Source organism: Actinoallomurus sp. CA-142502 (assembly GCF_050936355.1).
GTDB classification, from domain to species: domain Bacteria; phylum Actinomycetota; class Actinomycetes; order Streptosporangiales; family Streptosporangiaceae; genus Actinoallomurus; species Actinoallomurus iriomotensis.
In genome coordinates, this window is sequence record NZ_JBNJMY010000001.1 from 50748 (window position 1) to 67017 (window position 16270).

At 70.6% G+C, this 16270-nt stretch carries 15 protein-coding genes; 5 read left to right on the forward strand and 10 right to left on the reverse strand.

Annotated elements, in window-relative coordinates; genetic code table 11:
• Positions 1-17: 17 nt before the first annotated feature.
• Positions 18-239: a hypothetical protein gene (locus ACQEV1_RS00475; protein WP_433389918.1), complete on the reverse strand. Its 222-nt coding sequence runs from the start codon at positions 237-239 to the stop codon at positions 18-20.
• Positions 240-492: 253 nt separating this feature from the next.
• On the opposite strand from ACQEV1_RS00475, the gene ACQEV1_RS00480 reads away from it, so the two are divergent.
• Positions 493-1296 carry a GntR family transcriptional regulator gene (locus tag ACQEV1_RS00480; RefSeq protein ID WP_433389920.1) on the forward strand — a complete coding sequence of 268 codons (804 nt, stop codon included), beginning with the start codon at positions 493-495 and terminating at the stop codon, positions 1294-1296.
• A gap of 77 nt (positions 1297-1373) precedes the next feature.
• On the opposite strand, the gene ACQEV1_RS00485 is transcribed toward ACQEV1_RS00480, so the two are convergent.
• Positions 1374-2048, reverse strand: a complete 675-nt coding sequence (locus ACQEV1_RS00485; protein WP_433389923.1) for a hypothetical protein — start codon at positions 2046-2048, stop codon at positions 1374-1376.
• A gap of 390 nt (positions 2049-2438) precedes the next feature.
• The gene (locus ACQEV1_RS00490; protein ID WP_285629309.1) at positions 2439-3080 is read right to left on the reverse strand and encodes a hypothetical protein; all 642 of its coding nucleotides are present in this window, start codon (positions 3078-3080) and stop codon (positions 2439-2441) included.
• Positions 3081-3498: 418 nt separating this feature from the next.
• Here ACQEV1_RS00490 and ACQEV1_RS00495 point away from each other — a divergent pair, with 418 nt between their 5' ends.
• Complete coding sequence (locus ACQEV1_RS00495; protein ID WP_285629307.1) at positions 3499-4329, forward strand: cyanophycinase; 831 nt, start codon at positions 3499-3501, stop codon at positions 4327-4329.
• A 3-nt stretch (positions 4330-4332) separates the two neighbouring features.
• Positions 4333-6990, forward strand: a complete 2658-nt coding sequence (gene cphA / locus ACQEV1_RS00500; protein WP_285629305.1) for a cyanophycin synthetase — start codon at positions 4333-4335, stop codon at positions 6988-6990.
• Positions 6991-6993: 3 nt separating this feature from the next.
• Here the strand turns inward: cphA and ACQEV1_RS00505 are convergent, their stop codons facing one another.
• The 5 genes from ACQEV1_RS00505 to ACQEV1_RS00525 form a co-directional block, all read right to left on the reverse strand.
• Positions 6994-7608: a LuxR C-terminal-related transcriptional regulator gene (locus tag ACQEV1_RS00505; RefSeq protein ID WP_433389928.1), complete on the reverse strand. Its 615-nt coding sequence runs from the start codon at positions 7606-7608 to the stop codon at positions 6994-6996.
• 119 nt (positions 7609-7727) lie between these two features.
• A complete protein-coding gene (locus ACQEV1_RS00510) occupies positions 7728-8456 on the reverse strand; it encodes a hypothetical protein (RefSeq protein ID WP_285629301.1) in 729 nt (242 codons plus the stop codon).
• 319 nt (positions 8457-8775) lie between these two features.
• Entirely contained in the window at positions 8776-9822 is a 1047-nt protein-coding gene (locus ACQEV1_RS00515) for a C40 family peptidase (protein WP_285629299.1), read from the reverse strand.
• 532 nt (positions 9823-10354) lie between these two features.
• A complete protein-coding gene (locus ACQEV1_RS00520) occupies positions 10355-11359 on the reverse strand; it encodes a metallophosphoesterase (RefSeq protein WP_433389932.1) in 1005 nt (334 codons plus the stop codon).
• Positions 11360-11529: 170 nt separating this feature from the next.
• A complete protein-coding gene (locus ACQEV1_RS00525; protein ID WP_433389935.1) occupies positions 11530-12504 on the reverse strand; it encodes a chaplin family protein in 975 nt (324 codons plus the stop codon).
• A 744-nt stretch (positions 12505-13248) separates the two neighbouring features.
• Between ACQEV1_RS00525 and add the strand changes: the two genes are divergently transcribed.
• A complete protein-coding gene (add, locus tag ACQEV1_RS00530; protein ID WP_433389938.1) occupies positions 13249-14133 on the forward strand; it encodes an adenosine deaminase in 885 nt (294 codons plus the stop codon).
• Between the two features lie 68 nt (positions 14134-14201).
• Positions 14202-15062: an aldo/keto reductase gene (locus ACQEV1_RS00535; RefSeq protein WP_433389941.1), complete on the forward strand. Its 861-nt coding sequence runs from the start codon at positions 14202-14204 to the stop codon at positions 15060-15062.
• 1 nt (position 15063) lies between these two features.
• On the opposite strand, the gene ACQEV1_RS00540 is transcribed toward ACQEV1_RS00535, so the two are convergent.
• Positions 15064-15438, reverse strand: coding sequence for a VOC family protein (locus tag ACQEV1_RS00540; RefSeq protein WP_285629289.1), 375 nt, complete (start codon positions 15436-15438; stop codon positions 15064-15066).
• Positions 15435-16055, reverse strand: coding sequence for a TetR/AcrR family transcriptional regulator (locus tag ACQEV1_RS00545; RefSeq protein ID WP_433389944.1), 621 nt, complete (start codon positions 16053-16055; stop codon positions 15435-15437). The genes ACQEV1_RS00540 and ACQEV1_RS00545 overlap by 4 nt, the downstream gene beginning before the upstream one ends.
• Between the last annotated feature and the right edge of the window lie 215 nt (positions 16056-16270).

The following is a 16270-nucleotide window of genomic DNA, read 5'->3' on the forward strand; positions in this document are numbered from 1 at the left end:
GACGGGTCCGGGAACGCCTACGCGGCGTTCCGGTCCAGCGGGGCCTCCTGCGGCTGCGGCCGCCGGACGTAGACCCCGGCCCACCGCCGGGCGCGCGCCGAACGCTCGTCCGGGGCGTACGGGGTCAGCGGGTCGCGGCTGCTGGACCTGATGAAGCCCCAGAGCAGGTTGACGGTCGTTCCGAAAACGGCGACCGCGACGACGAGCAGGACCATACTTGCCGAGTCGAACCAGTGCACGAGCTTTCCCTCTCGCTCGCACCGCACCGAGGTGCGGGTTTTGCCATCCGCCCCCTGACGGGCCCGGCGGAACACCGCGGGCCGGTGGCGACCTGGCGACTCTGCCGTATCGCCCTTACGACGTGATCAACATTGGTAGGATGGAATCATCCCAACCATTCCGTCAATACCCCTAAACGGAATCATTAACCGTGTTTGACCGGGTTGATCCGTCTGGCCAATATGAGGTGGCCGGGCGGTTCGAGGAGTGATGATGGCAGGGTCCAAGTGGCGCACGATCGCCGACGACCTGATCAAGAAGATCGACAGCGGCGAGATCCCCCGGGGCTCGCAGCTCCCGACCGAGCTGGAGCTGCAGGTCGAGTACGACGCGTCGCGCAACACCGTGCGCGACGCGATCAAGTGGCTGACCCAGCGGCAGCTCGTCCTCGCCCAGCCGGGCCGCGGCACCTTCGTGTCCCGGAAGATCACTCCGTTCGCCGTCGAACTGTCCCCGCGGCACGGCTTCGGGAACGGCGACGACGACGAGGGCGGCGCGTACGTCGCGAGCGCCCGCGTCCAGAACCGCCGGCCGAGCACCTCCGACCCGCGCGTGGAGATCCGCAAGGCCGCGGGCCTCGTCGCCCGCCAGCTCCAGCTCGACGAGGGCGCACGGGTGGTCACCCGCTATCAGCAGCGCTTCATCGACGACGACCCGTGGTCGCTGCAGACGTCGTTCTATCCCATGGAGTTCGTCACCCGGGGCGCCGAACGCCTCGTCGACGCCGCCGATGTCGAGGAGGGGGTGGTCAAGTACCTTCAGAGCTCGCTGGGGCTCACGCAGGCGGGCTACCAGGACCTCATCGCCGCGCGCCCGCCCGACCAGCAGGAGTCGGTGTTCTTCGGCCTACCGGACAACGCGAGCGTCAGCCTGATCGAACTCTCCCGCACCGTGTACGCCACGACCGGCGAGCCGATGCGGTTCACCGTCACGGTCTATCCGGCCGATCGCAACCAGCTGTACTACAACATCGGTGAGGTGCCGGAGTCCCGCCTGGAGGTTCCCGGTCCCGCGTAGCGCCGAATGCGCTGCCCGGCCAGGGTGGCGATGCGACTGGGGCCGCTCCTTGGACGCGGTGGTGCGCCGCTCGGCGACTAGATGGGGGCGGCGGGGTTCGGGAGGGCGGCCGGCCGGCCGTCGGTGCGGCCCAGGTCCTGGATCGGACCCCAGGGGTCGGTCAGGCCGTTGAACCAGTTGTTCGGCAGGGCGCGAAGGTACGTCGCCGCGGGGAGCCGGATCGCGCCGTAGGCGCGCAGGATCTTGATCGTGTTGCCGAGGCAGTTGTTGAAGACGAGGAGGTAGCCGGCGTTCCTGCTCGCGGCGACGGCGATCGTGGCCGCGGCGGCGATCGCGACGGTGGTCGACTGGCACCGGTACTTGTCGTACGGCTTGGCCCAGGGCGTGGTCGCGGCGACCTCCGGGTCGACGGCCGGGTTCCGGAAGGTCCGCAGCATCTGGTCGCGGGTTCCGGTCAGGACCCAGGTGCCGTTCTCCCTGCCCCGGCGGATCACGGCCCTGCCGCGGCTGCCGTTCTGGCGCCGGTCCACGGGCACGGACTCGGTGGCGCCGAACATGTAGGTGTCGTCCCCGGGCATCTTGAAGGCCCAGCCGGTGTGACCGAGCCCGCCCGCGCCGGCGGTCCGGGCGAACACCCACGCCTCGCCCGGACTCCGGCGCTCGTTACCGCGCGCGGGGAACACAGGCGGAGGGAACGGCCACTCGTCCGGCCGGGCCCTGGGGTCCTGGGTCAGCTTCTCTCGCTCTTCCAAACCGGCGGGCGTGCACTCCGGAACCTTGCCGGTGAAGATCGCCGATCGTCAATCGGACGGCGGGAAGGTGGCTCACAGTGACGGCCGGCGACCGTCACGCCGGTTCGTCAGATGCCCGGCGGCCTCGCCGGGTGAGCACCGACGTCCGGGAACGCCGCCACCGGACAGGTACGTGACGTCCCTGGCGCACCGACATTCACCTCAAATCACCAGTCACCGCCCAATTAGAAAATCCCCACAAAAATCCGTTCCAGGTCATCTCGCCCATGAGTGCGATCATTCAAGAAACGGCCGGCGGCCGCCCGGGCCGCGACGGCGCGCGGGCGGCGACCGACCGGGGACGTGGAGGAACCGGTGAGCGGAGGCCGCGCGGGGGATGACGTGGACGGGTCAGGCGCGACCGCCGGGCAGGGCGACGAGCTCCGCGCCGCCTCCGCTGACCGATCGCAGCGCCGTCGCCGGAGCCACTCGTACCTGGTCGGGACGCCGGACGAAGCCGTGGTACTGGACACCCTTGGCGTTCACGCGTACGGGCTGGAACTCCTCGGGGTCGAGCGAGCAGAACCCGGTGCGGACAACGTCCTGGTAGAGGCTCTGCGAGACGATGAGGGCGAGGTCGCGGTCCTGCTGGTCGGCCAGGAGCCGGCGCAGCGGCTTGGCGTCGAGGAGCCGGCTGACCACGATCGGCGCGTCGCCCGCGGGGCCGAACGGGCCGGGCGTCAGAGTGCCGTGGTGTATCGCGACCCGCAGCCGCAGGCGCCTTCCGCCCACGACCTTGCGGTTGACCTCGCCGAGGACCGTTTCGAGCTGGCGAGTGAAGTCCCCGACGACGGCGGAGACGTCCACGTCCTCGGGCAGGACCACCAGCTCACCGTCGCCGCTCACCTGCTCGTACCAGTGGCGCCGGTCGAGCCCGGCGTTCTCGGCGGCGACATTGAGGATGCGTTTCAGCTCCTCCTGCGCCCGTAGCTGTTCTCGCGCGTCACGCGCGCTGTACTTCTCGACATCGACCGCCAGGACCAGACGGTACATAAGACGAACGTTGCCGAAACCGTTCGTGCACGACATGGGCACCTCCAAAACGAACTGGGCCGTCCGCCCCCATTCGCTCCACTTCGGAGTGAGTGTGCCTCTCAGAGGGTTACCACGCCGCCTTTTCCCCTTAGGTCCCTGCGGCCACCTCCATGATCTCAGGAATCACGCGTCCCTTAGACGCACGGAGCGGAGCGTTGGTTCACTGACATCGTTCAAGTAAGGGGACCGTCGCCTCATGGATAGCGCAAACTGAAATACCAGCCGGTATCTCAAAAGGCTTCCCCGCACCGCACGAAGCCGGACCATACCCCCCAGAGAATCACCCGCTTCGGCCGACAATTGGCCAAGAAAACCGCACCATGCCCGGTGTCACAGCCGGCGACTACTTGCTGTGACAAGAGGGTAGCTAGCTGTCGTGACCGACATAACGGGGGGGAGCGTCGGCAGCGGCCGGCTCCTGGTCATCGGCGGCAGGGAGAACCGCACCTGCGGCACCGGACCGCTCAAGGAGTTCGTCAGCCTCTCCGGCGCACGTCGCTCACGCATCGTCGTGGTGACCACGGCCACCGGCGTCCCCGAGCAGGTCACCGCCGAGTACACCACGGTCTTCCGCCGCCTCGGGGTCCCGTCCGTGACGGAGCTGCGGCTCATCGGGCGCACGACCGCCGACGACCCCGCCTCGCTCACCATGCTGGAGCAGGCGACCGGCGTGCTGATCAGCGGGGGCGACCAGTCACGGCTCAGCATGCTCGTCGGTTCCAAGACCAACGTCCTCCTCCACCGCCGGCTCCACGAGGACGGCCTCGTGATCGCCGGCACCAGCGCGGGCGCCACCGCGCTGGGCCGCTGGATGATCCTCGGCGGTGACGGAGGGACGGTCACGACGTCGTCGGTACGCATCGGACCGGGGCTCGACCTGCTCGGCAACGTCCTGATCGACATGCATTTCGCCGAACGCGGCCGGCTGCCACGGCTGCTCAGCGGCATCGCCCTCGACGTGCGTTACCTCGGCGTCGGCATCGACGAGGACACCGCGATCGTCGTCGACGGCGATCGTTTCGAGGTGATCGGCCGCGGCGTGGTCACCGTCGTGGACGCCGATCGGGCCACCGTCGCGCAGGACCATGCCGCGAACGACCCGATGGCGCTGTTCGACGTTCGTCTGCATCTCCTTCCGGCCGGCTGCTGTTTCGACCTGGAGCAGCGCAAACCGTGGTTCGGCCCAACACGGGAAGAAGAGGAGTAAGCCGTGCACCTGGACCATCTGCGCTGGCTCGGCGGTCCCAATCTCTACGTCTCGCGGCCGGTGGCGATCGCCCGCCTGGAGCTGGAGGAGCTCACCGGACGAGAGACCACGGACTTCCCCGGCTTCGCCGACCGGCTGGTGCCGTTGCTGCCGGGCCTCACCCAGCACCACTGTTCGGCCGGACGGCCGGGCGGCCTGCTGGAGGCGATGGCCCGCGGCACCTACTTCGGGCACGTCACCGAGCACGTGACGCTGGAGCTGTCGTCGATGATCGGCCGGGAGGTCTTCTTCGGCCGTACGGTCTGGGCGGGCGCGCCCGGGCGCTACGACGTCATCCTCGAGTGTCCACGCGACGAGCCGCCCGAGGACCCGATCGTGGAGCGGCTGCTGCGGCTCGCCATGCGCACCGTCACCGAACTGCTGGCGGGCGGCACAGCGGTCCTCGGCCCGGAGGTGACCGCCCTCGCCTCCGCGTACGGGCAGACCCGGCTGGGCGTCAGCACCGCGGCCCTCGCCGAGGCGGCGCGCCGCCGTGGCATCCCGGTACGCCGGATGGGCCACCTGAACCTCCTCCAGCTCGGGCATGGCCGGTACCGCCGGATGGTGTGGGCGGCCATGACCGACCGCACGTCGGCGGTGGGAATGGAGACGGCGGCGGACAAGATGCTGACCAAGCGCCTCCTGGAGGAGGCGGGGCTGCCCGTGCCCAGTGGATGCATCGTGACCTCCGCCGAGGAGGCCGTGGCGGTCCTGACGGAGATCGGCGGCCCGGTCGTGGTCAAGCCGCTGTCCGGCCACCACGGCGAGATGGTCTCGATCGAGCTGTCCGACCCGGCGGAGGTGAGTGCCGCCTTCCGCGCGGCCGCGACCGTGTGCGAGGAGGTGCTCGTCGAGAGCTACGTGCCGGGCCGCGACCACCGCGTGCTCGTGGTCGGCGAGCAGGTCGTGGCCGCCGCCGAGCTGAGTCCGGCGCGTGTGACGGGCGACGGCCGGTCCACCATCGCCGAGCTGGTCGCCCGCGCCAACACCGACCCGGCGCGCGGCGAGGGACACGACCGACCGCTGACCCGCCTGGCCCTCGGCGACACGGAGCTGGCCCACCTCGCCGGCCGTGGCCTGAGTCCGGGCCATGTGCCGGCCGACGGCGAGACCGTCGCCCTGCGCCGCAACGCGAACCTGTCCACCGGCGGCACCAGCAAGGACGTCACCGATCGCATGCACCCCGACGTCATCCGGCTGTGCCGCCGGGTGGCGGCGACCGTCGGCCTGGACGTGTGCGGCATCGACCTGCGGCTGCCCGACATCGGCGCGCCGCTCCCGCCGGAGGCGAGCGGCGTCGGCGTGATCGAGGTGAACTCCTCGCCGGGACTCCGCATGCACCTCGCGCCGTACGAGGGCCGTTCACGTGACGTCGCGGCCGACATCATCGACCAGATGTACCCGCCGGGGGCCACCGCGCGCGTCCCCCTGGTCGCCGTCACCGGCACCAACGGCAAGACCACGACCGTGCGCATGGTCGCGCACCTGCTCGGCCAGGACGGCCGCCAGGTCGGCATGAGCACGACCGAGGGCGTGTACGTCGGCAACGAGCTGATCTACAAGGCCGACGCGTCGGGTCCCCGGTCGGCGCAGATGGTGCTGGGCAACCGCACGGTCGAGGCGGCCGTGCTGGAGACCGCGCGGGGCGGCATCGTACGCCGCGGGCTCGGCTACGACCGCGCCGACGTCGCGGTCATCACCAACATCACCGACGACCATCTCGGCGTCGACGACATCGACACGGTCGAGGACTTGGTCGAGATCAAGGCGCTGGTAGCCGAGGAGATCCGGCCGGGCGGCCACATCGTGCTCAACGCCGACGACCCGCGTGTCGCGGGCTTCGCCGACCGCCCGGCCGTACGGCGGCGCAAGCCGGTGGTGCGTTACTTCGCCCAGTCCGGGACGAACGAGGTCGTCTCCCGGCACCTTCGCGCCGAGGGCGTCGCGTACTTCGTCGAGGACGGCTGGCTGGTCGAGGCCGAGAGCGGCCGTACCCGTGCGCTGCTGCCGGTCGGCGACGTCGCCGGGTCCTTCGGCGGCAAGGCCGACTACATGGTCGCCAACGCGCTGGCCGCCGCCGCGGCCGCCCGCGCGCTCGGCGTGTCGATGAGCCTGGTGGCCCGTGGCCTGCAGACGTTCGACCCGCACCGGTGCAACCCGGGCCGCGGCTGTTCCTTTCGCGTGGAGGAGACTCCGATCATCGTGGACTACGCGCACAACCCCGCGGCGGTCGCGGCAGTGGGCGGGCTGGTGCGACGGGTCTGGGGGCGCGACGGCGTGGCGACCGTGACGCTGCCGGGCGACCGGTGCGACGACCTGGTGATGGAGACGGCGCGCGAGGTCGCGCGGGCCTTCGACCGCGTCGTCGTGTACGAGGATGAGGACCTGCGGGGCCGGCGCGCCGGAGAGATGACCAGGCTCATCATCGACGGGCTCACGCAGGAACGGCCGGACGTGCGGATCCGCACCGCCGGCGACCTGAAGGACGCCGTCGGCATCGCCCTCGGCCTCACCACCCCCGGCGAACCCCTCCTGCTGCTGTACGAGAAGCTCCAGCCCGTCGCGGACCTGCTGCAGACGCTCGGCGCCGCCCCGACCCCGACGTCGGAGACTCCCCGCTGACCGTCAGGTGTCTCCCAGCCATTCGCGCTCGGTCGCGATGCGGATGGCGTCCATCCGGTTGCGCGCGCCGATCCGTACGAACGCGCGGGACAGATGATTGCGCACCGTCTTGGCGCTGACGGACAGTTCGGCGGCGATCTCCGCCGTCGAGGCGCCTGCGGAGGCGATCCGCAGGATCTGCCGCTCACGGTGGGTCAGCGGGTTCTCGTCGATGGCGCGGGCGATACTCGCGAGGTCCGGGTCGACCACGCGACGGCCGGACGCGACCCGGCGTACACACCAGGTGAGCAGTTCGACCGGCGCCTCCCGGGTGATCAGTCCCAGCGGCCGGACGGACATGGCACGGCCGAGAGCTCCCGGGTCGTCCCGGCCGAGCAGCATGACCGTGGCGCACGCGGGCACGGTCCGCGTCAGCATCCCGGCCACGGTGGCCCCTCCCTCCGGCGGCAGGTCGACATCGATGACGGCGACCTCGGGCGCCACCTCGGCGGCGGTCGAGACGAGCCGGTCACCTTCCTCGAGTTCGGCGACGACCTCGATCCCCGGCTCCTGGGTGAGATAGGCGGCCAGACCGATACGTAACAGGTGCACATGCTCGGCGACGAGAGTACGGATCACGAGTCGTTCCCCCTTTGACGGACGATCGGAAGTCACCGGCCGCGCCCTCCTGGCGCGCCGGTCCTCGAACGGGGCTGCCGGTGGCAGGGACACGCCGCTGCCCACCGGCCGATTCGTGGTCAGTCAGGAGAGAAGGGTGGCTTGTCGGGGATATGGCGGCCGGGCCTTCGCCAGGTCGGAAGGGTAGTGGTCCAGAGGCCGGAGGCAGGACGGTCGACGCGCAGGACCTCGCCGGTGCCGCCGGACGTCTTGCCTCCCCCGCAGCCGCCGTCTCCGCAGCCGGAGACCGGGGCCGGGACCGACGGCGGCACACCGACCTGCGGCGAGGGCGGTCGCGGCGTGGACATGACGGGTCCGGTCGACCCGATCCGGTACGGCCTGGTCACCGGGCGGACCGGTCTGGCGAGTCGGGGAGGGGACGGCCCCCTCCGCACGCTGTGCGGGACGGCGCGTTCCACGGGGACACTCGCCCGTCGGGTCGGCGTCGTGCCGGTCCGCCGATCCCGCGTCGCGCACGCGTGGTGGTGGCCGGCGTGGCCTCCGTGGTCGTACGGCAAGGCGGCGGCCAGGCGCCGGCCGGACGGTCCGATCGGCCGTCGGGTCGCGATGCGCGGCCGGGCCACGCGGTGCGGGACCTCTCGCGTACGGATGGGCCGCGCCGTAGGGGTGGCGGGTGCGCGGTGGGTCGCCGCTGACCGGCCGGGGAGCGCGCCCTGGGTGCGGCTGTTCGCGTGCGAGGCGCGGGTCTCGGCACGTGCCTCGGCGCCGGCCTGGGACAGCGCCTCGACCGCTAAGAACGCCAGGACCAGGCCGAACACGGTGAGCAGCAGGCGGAGAGCGTGCCGCAACGCCGGACGCAGTCGCGAGGTGCATAAGGCGGGGCGGTCGCGCTCCGCCGGATCGGTACGGGCCCCGGCCTGCCGGGGCGACTCTCCCGAGCCCTCCGACGCCGCAGCGCACGGTGCCGTGGCGGACGGCGCCGGGAGGTCACGGCAGGCCGTTGTCCGGGGCGCCCTTCGCGGCGACCCCGGACAACGAACGCTATCGGCCATCTCCCGCCCCCCGCCGACCTTCGGCTTGACCTCGACTCTTCCCCCACGAATGTGAAACATTCCACACCATCGGGGATGTCCGGTCCCGGCCGTCATTCCGGTCGGCGGCCCTCGATCAGGGAGCGTTCCCCAGAAGTGAGCGCAGGTCGATGCCGTCATTGCCGGTGTCGCCGGCGTCATCGTCCCGGTAGTCACCGCCGTCGCCGAAGTCGCGGTCGAACCGCTGCTCGTCGTTCTGACGCCGTACGGTGACCGGCGGACGGTGCGGCCGCGTGCCGGTGCGCGCTCCTGCGTGCGAGCCGGCGTGCGCCCCCGGCTTGGGCGCGGGTCGAGGCGCGGGGTCGGCGTGGTGGTGGTCGCCACGTGGCGCCGACATCCTGAGCAGTGGAACGGACAGCAGCCTCGAGCCGGTCGACGGCGCGTGCGCGGCGGGGCCGGCCGGCTCCTGGGCCCGGTCGCTCGCCGGCGGCGGTGTCACCGGAGCGGTGGACGGCTGCCCGGCCTCGTTGTACGGACCGGTCTGATCGTCCTCGGGCCCCTGGACCTCCTGCTGGATTCCGTCCGGTGCGGTGGCGGGCGTCTCCGCCGGTATGGGCGTCTGAGCCTGCGCGGGCGTCTCCGCCTGCGGGCCGGCCGGGACGTCCGTGTGCGCGTCGTCGTGCCGCCGGTGCGGTGCGGCGTGCGGGTGCCGCTCGGCCTCGTGCTGCTTGGCGAGCGCACGCACCCAGTGCGGCCACGCCTGGTACGCCGGCGCCCCTGGCCGGGCCGCTCCGGCGAAGACCCGCAGCCGCCACCCGGACAGCGTCCCGCGCTGGACCCGGGCACCGGTGTGCGGGGCGTGAAGGAAGTGCCGGCGTCCGACGTAGATGCCGACGTGATGGTCGCCCGAGAAGAACACCAGGTCACCGGGACGCAGGTGCTTCAGGCCCACCTTTCTGCGGATCATCCGGTGCTGGAGGTCGGCCCGGTGCGGCAGCCGTAGGCCGCCCTTGCGCCAGGCGGCCATCACCAGGCCGGAGCAGTCGTACGTGCGCGGGCCGGCGCCGCCCCACTGGTAGGGCTTTCCGACCTGCCGGTAGGCGAACCGCACCGCCGCGCGCGCCTTGACGGACTGGGCCTTCATCCGGGCCATGTACCGCTCGTAGGAACGCAGGACACGCATCTGCCGCTGCGTTGGCGCGGCCGAGGCGAAGTCTTGGGAACGCGGCAGAGTACGAGCCACCGCGGCGAGCGGGGTCGATACGACCAGCACAGCGCTGATACCGAGGACAGGACATCGCAGTAAAGCTGGAGCGGCCAGTTTGGCCCAGAGACTCCAGGCTTGTGACTCAGCCTGGTCCACCGAATCCATCCGCTGACCTCCAAAGGGTACGTGTGAGCCTTTCTTCGCATCAGCAGATACCCCCTGCACTTGGCGCCGTATCATCGCCTCTTTTCACCTCAAGGCTCACCATCGGGATTTAGATCCGCCGCCAATCACGAAAAGTAAAACGAGAGTTTTTCGATAACCCTATATGGCCCAAGATCACCGCACGGGAAGTGCAAGGGAAACGATGTAATTTCATCGCCTCCGCCGTGAGAATCGGCAGAACAGGAGGAGATAGCCGGTCGCGACCGGATTCTTGCCGCAGGAAGGGGAGAGATCGTGATTTCACCTTGTCTGCGCCCGGCCTCCGCGAGCCAGGTGTGCGGAGTCAGTCGGGCAGTTCGCGTACGACCAGGCCGAGCGCGGTCGCCAGGTCGATCGTCCTACGGGGTGTTGAGCACTGTCCGGCCAGACTGGTCTGGTCGAGCCGACCGTCACGTGCTTGGAACAGGAAGCGTGCGGCCGGATGCCGCCGCAGTTCGTCTGTGGTGAGCTCGCCGGCGATGCGATGCGCCGTGGCGACCAGGGCAGGAAAGGCCGACCGCAGTTCCGCCGCCCAGTTTTCGAGCTTTTCCAACCAGCCGCGCGTGGCGGCGTCGGGCGCCGAGGAGAACCTCGCGATCGCTTCAGCCAGCTCCGGCCAGGAGAAGTCACGCCACGGCCTGGTCTTCAGGACGGGCAACTGCCATTGGCGCTTGGCGAGCGACCAGTGATCCGCGTGCGCCCTCACCGAGTGCACGGTGAATCCCGGCACGCACAGCGCGGTCAGGTTCCAGCCGTGACAGGCGCCGGTGTCCAGGCCGAAGATCCTGCCGTCGCGGATCAGCGGCTCGGGCCCGGTCACGTGATGGCCGAAGACAACCGGTTTGGTGTCGGTGTAGTGGTCGTGCCAGTGGCCGTCGGGGAACAGCGCGGCGAGTTCTCGTTCGCCGCTGGTCGAACCGCAGAGGATTTCTTCTTTCTGGTCGGCCAGCGGGATTCCGGGCAGCATCGCGGCGTGGACGACGCGGACATGGTCGTTCTCGAAGTAGTACGGCCGTGTCCGCATCCAGTCGACCGTTTCGGTGTACCGGTCGCCTAGTTGCAAGCGCGTGATCTCTTGCGCGTAGGAGAAGATCCCGCGCACGTGCTTGCGTTCGTGGTTGCCCATGACCACGACCGAGTTCGGGCGTTCACGGAAAAGTCCGACCACCTCACCGGGCGCCGGTCCGCGGTCGACCAGATCGCCGACGCTGACCAGCAGATCGTCCGGGCGGAGGTCGACTTCGTCGAGTAGTTCGAGCAGCTCGTCGAAACAGCCGTGGATGTCGCCGATGATGATGGTGCGCCGCACCCGGGCGAGCCTAGGCAGGCATCGATTCGGCGGGCAAAGGAATATCCGAAGCCGGAGGGCGCGGCGTGGGCAGGGGCCGAGTGCGGAAAAGGAATGTCCGCCCGCCCGGTGGTCCGGGCGGACGGACAGGTGATTCGGCCGATGCCGAGAGACTGCCCCAGTGTCAGGGTTCAGCCGAGCAGGCCGGCGACGCCGAACGTACGGGCCGCCGTGCCGATTCGGCCGCTGGACGCGGTTCCCTCGCACGCGGCGGTGGCCATGCCGCCCAGGGCGCCCGCGTTGCCGCAGATCCGGATCGGGGCGCGTACGGGCGCCTTGACCTGATTGCCGCTCAGCACGCCGTTCTCGCCAGAAGTGCTCATCTCGACGGGACGGGCCTCCTGGGCGATCGGAGCGGCGACCGGTGCCGCGGCGGCGGGTTCCGCCGGAGCGGCGGCCGGTGCGATGGCCGGTGCCTCCGCCGGAGCCTGGGCCGGAGCGGCGGCCGGAGCCTGAGCCGGAGCCTGAGCCGGCGCGGCGGCCGGAGCCTGAGCCGGAGCCTGAGCCGGAGCCTGAGCCGGCGCGGCGGCCGGAGCCTGAGCCGGAGCGGACGCGGACGCGATGGCCGGTGCCTCGGCCGGAGCGATGGACGGAGCCTCGGCCTGGGCCGGGGCGGGCGCGGCTGCGGTCTCCGCAGGCGCGGCGCCCGGAGCGCCGATGGCGGCGGTCGGAGCGCCGGCCGTCTCGCTGGCCATGGCCGGAGCCGGAGCCGTGACCGCGGCCGGTGCCGCAGGCGCGGCCACGACCGCTGCCGGAGCGGCCTCGGTGGTGCCGATGTTCGCCTGGCCCTTGCACGCGGCCGTACCGATGCCGTTCGCGCTGGAGATGGCGTTGCCGCAGATGTCCATCTGCGGAGCCGGGTCATCGTCCGCGCGGACGTGCGCATAGCGGAAGCCGCTGCCCGGCACGACCGTGCTCAGCAGGTTGACGTGGTTACCGAACAGACCGATCGGCGCGATGACCGAAAGGTGATTGAGCAACTGGTTACCGCCGAGGATGCTGTGGTCGCCCGTCGTGTCGTCCGCATTGGCGACGCCGACGCTGGCCGCGCTGACGGCGGCCGCGACCAGCGCCACCCTGGCGGCGCGAGCGGTCCATTTGTGCATGTCTCCCCCAAGGGTGTTGGTTTTCTTCACTGGTGGTTCGGGAGGTTCTCGCCCGGGCGGTGCGGCGGCCCTTGTCCGCGCCGCCCTGGCGTTAACCGGCGATGTGGATCACCGCTCGGAGTTCTCGTGGAGAGTGACTTCTTGACCCGGACACGACCGGCGCACGTTGTGCGGCGGCATCAGCGGAAAAGTTACATTCGGGGAAAGGCGGCCACGCGGCGGCGGCGAACAGCATGAGGCATTGGCGGCGAATACCGCCGACGACAGGCGTCGTCCACATCTTCAGCCTTTGCCGCTTCACACACCCTCCAAGTGGCCGGTGATCTCAGAAACGTCGTACCTCGATGCTGAACGAACGCAACATTAACACCGGCCCCAGTGGTGTCCGTGGGGCCCGATCCAGATACGTAAAACCACTCCCCACCTGCGGCGTGATTGAAAAAGATCACGCCCCGTGCGGTCCATGATCGCGCCAGACGAAGCAAACAACGGGTCATATCCCACCCGGTACGGGGTTGCAGAATTTGGCGCTTCCATTACTCATCGAGCCGCCCAATGAAGGGATGCGGGACACGGCCAGTATCGGATTATTCAGCCATTCACCGGAAGCGGCCGTCGTATTTCTCCAATGCCGCCAAGGCCGAAATGCCGCCGCTCGCGCGCCGGGAGGTCCGTGCCGTACGCGATGCTTGTCCCCATGCGCGACCTGACGCTCCTGCCCAAGGGCCGGAGGACGGCCCGCCGGTGTTCGACGGGTTCCGCCAGTTCGCCGACCACAACACACTCATCAGGACCTGCCTGCGCCGGCCGGAGGACTTCCGGCGGATCGCCCTCGAGTACTGCGCGGACGAGGCGGCGCAGGGCACGCGCTATGCCGAGGTCACCTTCACGGCGGCCTCGCACGGCGAGCGGCTCGGCGACCTCGGCATGCCGTTGGCGGCGGTGCTGGACGGCCTGGCCGAGGGCCGGGCGGCGTACGGCGTCGAGTGCCGGGTCATCCTCGACCACTCCCGGCGCCGTTCGGTCGAGCGAGCCCGGCGGACCGTCGAGCTCGCCACGTCTCACGAGGAGGTCATCGCGGTCGGGCTGGCCGGTGACGAGGCGCACCCGCTCGCACCGTTCGCCGAGGTGCTCCACGCGGCTCGCGACACCGGGCTGCACCTGGTGCACCACGCCGGGGAGACGTGCGGGCCGGACAGCATCCGTGAGGCGATCACCGTCGGCCGTACGGAGCGGCTGGGGCACGGGATCCGGGTGCTGGACGACCCGGACCTGGTCGCCGAGGTACGCGAACGCGGCATTCCGCTGGAGGTCTGCCCGTCCTCGAACGTGGCGCTCGGCGTCGCCGCGTCGCTCGACGCGCACCCGCTGCCGCGGCTGCGCGACGCCGGCCTGCGGGTCACGTTGAACACCGACATCCCCTCGACGGCCGGCACCTCACTGGCCGAGGAGTACGCCCGCGTCCGTACGGCCTTCGGCTACGACGACACGGCACTCGCCGAGCTGTCCCGTACGGGCGTCGACGCGTCCTTCGGCCCCGGCGGCGACCAAGGAGCGGATCCACCGCGCGATCGACGAGTGGCTGCGCTCCTGACCCGGCGACATGGCCAAGGCGGGACCAAGGCGTAAGTTGATCTCATGGCGGGCGATCTCCGGCGAACAGCGCCGCCGCCGCCCACATCGGCACGGGAGGGTTCATGGCGATCGAGACGGCAGAGTTCGGGCGCACCGGCCACCTGAGCACCCGGGTGATCTTCGGGGCCGCGGCTCTCGCCAACGAGCCGCAGCGGGTCGCCGACGAGATACTCGACGTCCTGCTCGAACACGGTGTGAACCACATCGACGTCGCGGCGTCGTACGGCGAGGCCGAGGTACGACTCAAGCCGCTGCTGGCCCGCGAACCCGGCCGGTTCTTCCTGGCCACCAAGACCGGTGAGCGCAAGGCCGGCCCGGCCCGCGAGGAGCTCCACCGTTCGCTCGAACGCCTGGGCGTCGACCACGTCGACCTGCTCCAGCTGCACAACCTGGCCGACCCCATCGAGTGGGACATCGCCCTGTCCCCGGGCGGCGCGCTGGAGGCGGCGATCGAGGCGCGGGACGAGGGGCTCGTGCGCTTCATCGGGGTGACCGGTCACGGCGCGCAGATCGCCGCGACGCATCGGCGCAGTCTCGACCGGTTCGACTTCGACTCGGTGCTGCTGCCGTACAACTACGTGACCATGCGCAGCCCGTACTACGCCGACAACTTCGACGCGCTGTACCAGACCTGCCGGGAGCGGCGGGTGGCGGTGCAGACGATCAAGTCGATCGCGCTGCGCCACTGGCGCGAACGCCCGCGCACCCGGTCGACCTGGTACGAGCCGCTGGAGCGGCAGGACGACATCGACCTGGCCGTCTGGTGGGCGCTCAGCCGTCCGGGCATCTTCGTGAACAGCGTCGGCGACGTCGGCCTGCTGCCGCGCGTGCTCGACGCCGCCTCCCGTTACACCGCCGCCCCGGACGATGAGGCGATGAGCGCGCTGGCCGAGCGGTCCGCCGCGGAGCCGCTGTTCGTCTGAGTCACCGCGGCGACATCACCTCGTACAGGTTGCGCGCGGCGTCGGCGAAGAACAGGCCGCGCGGGCAGAGCGGATGGTCGACGCGGCCGTTGCCGGGCGTGGACGGGCTGTTGCCGAAGGGGATGTTCCGTTCCCGCAGGCGGGCGAGGATCCGGTCGAAGGTGTCCGGATCGACGTCGAAGGCCAGGTGGTGGCCGGCGGGCTCCTCGACCGTCATGTAGTCCAGCGTGAGCCGGTCGTTGACCCGCACCGGGACGAAGTGACCGTGCGCGCCCGCCGGCGGCAGGCACTCCAGGCCCATGATGGTCGCGAAGAAGCGGGCGGCCGCCTGGTTGTCCGTGGCCGTCACGATGGTGTGGTTCAGCGTCACGGTCATCGGTCGCCTCCCGCGAGGGCGCCGTGGAGGAAGACGTCGACGAGGCGTTCGGAGCTCACGGCACGCTCGCCGTTCACCCGGGGGCGTGCGAACAGGAAGCCGAGGAAGATCCCCGCGGCGTCGTCCGCGTCCAGCCGCAGGTCGTCCTCGCCGGGCTCGAACAGCTCCGCGACGGCGGCCCGGATCGCGGCCATCGACTCCTCCCGGCTGTTGGCCGGGGGCGGCTCGCCGCCCGGCCGCCGGGGCCCTCGCCCGGACGCGTACAGGGCGCCGGCCAGCGCCCCCATCCGCGCCAGGTAGGCGTCCAGGGTGTCGACCGCCTCGATCAGGCGGGCGGGCAGCGGCTGGTCGAGCGGTATCGAGGCGATCTGCCGCACCACGTGGTCCGAGCGCATCGCCTCGGCCATGCAGGCGCCCAGCACCTCTTCCTTGTCGGCGAAGGCCCGGAAGATCGTGGCCTCACCGATGCCGGCGGCGCGCGCGATCTGGCTGGTGGTGACCGCCGCGCCGTACTCGGCCACGAGCGGCAGCGCGGCGGCGACGATCATCTGCCGGCGCTGCTCGGCGCTCATCCCCGGCGCTCGCCGCCGGGGGGTGGGACTTGGGGAGTTCGTCATGCCGTCGACTGTACGGAGTGAGTACTCACTCCGTCAATGGCGAAGTGAGTACTCACTCCGGCCCATTGTCGGCCTTCGGCGGTACGCTCAGGCGCGGTGACCACGACCGATCCCGTACCCGACGAGTTCCAGCCCCGTATTGACCCTGAGTAGTCGGCCCTTTACCGTAAGTTTCGACGATGGAATGGAGCGACGACGCAGACGTGCCGGGCCAC

Excerpts from the sequence above, each read along its gene's own strand:
- ACQEV1_RS00480 (WP_433389920.1), top strand. The coding sequence starts at position 493 with ATGGCAGGGTCCAAGTGGCGCACGATCGCCGACGACCTGATCAAGAAG.
- ACQEV1_RS00540 (WP_285629289.1), bottom strand. The coding sequence starts at position 15,438 with ATGACCGTGACGCTGAACCACACCATCGTGACGGCCACGGACAACCAG.
- ACQEV1_RS00525 (WP_433389935.1), bottom strand. The coding sequence starts at position 12,504 with ATGCACAAATGGACCGCTCGCGCCGCCAGGGTGGCGCTGGTCGCGGCC.
- ACQEV1_RS00490 (WP_285629309.1), bottom strand. The coding sequence starts at position 3,080 with ATGTACCGTCTGGTCCTGGCGGTCGATGTCGAGAAGTACAGCGCGCGT.
- ACQEV1_RS00535 (WP_433389941.1), top strand. The coding sequence starts at position 14,202 with ATGGCGATCGAGACGGCAGAGTTCGGGCGCACCGGCCACCTGAGCACC.
- ACQEV1_RS00515 (WP_285629299.1), bottom strand. The coding sequence starts at position 9,822 with ATGCGTGTCCTGCGTTCCTACGAGCGGTACATGGCCCGGATGAAGGCC.
- ACQEV1_RS00545 (WP_433389944.1), bottom strand. The coding sequence starts at position 16,055 with ATGACGAACTCCCCAAGTCCCACCCCCCGGCGGCGAGCGCCGGGGATG.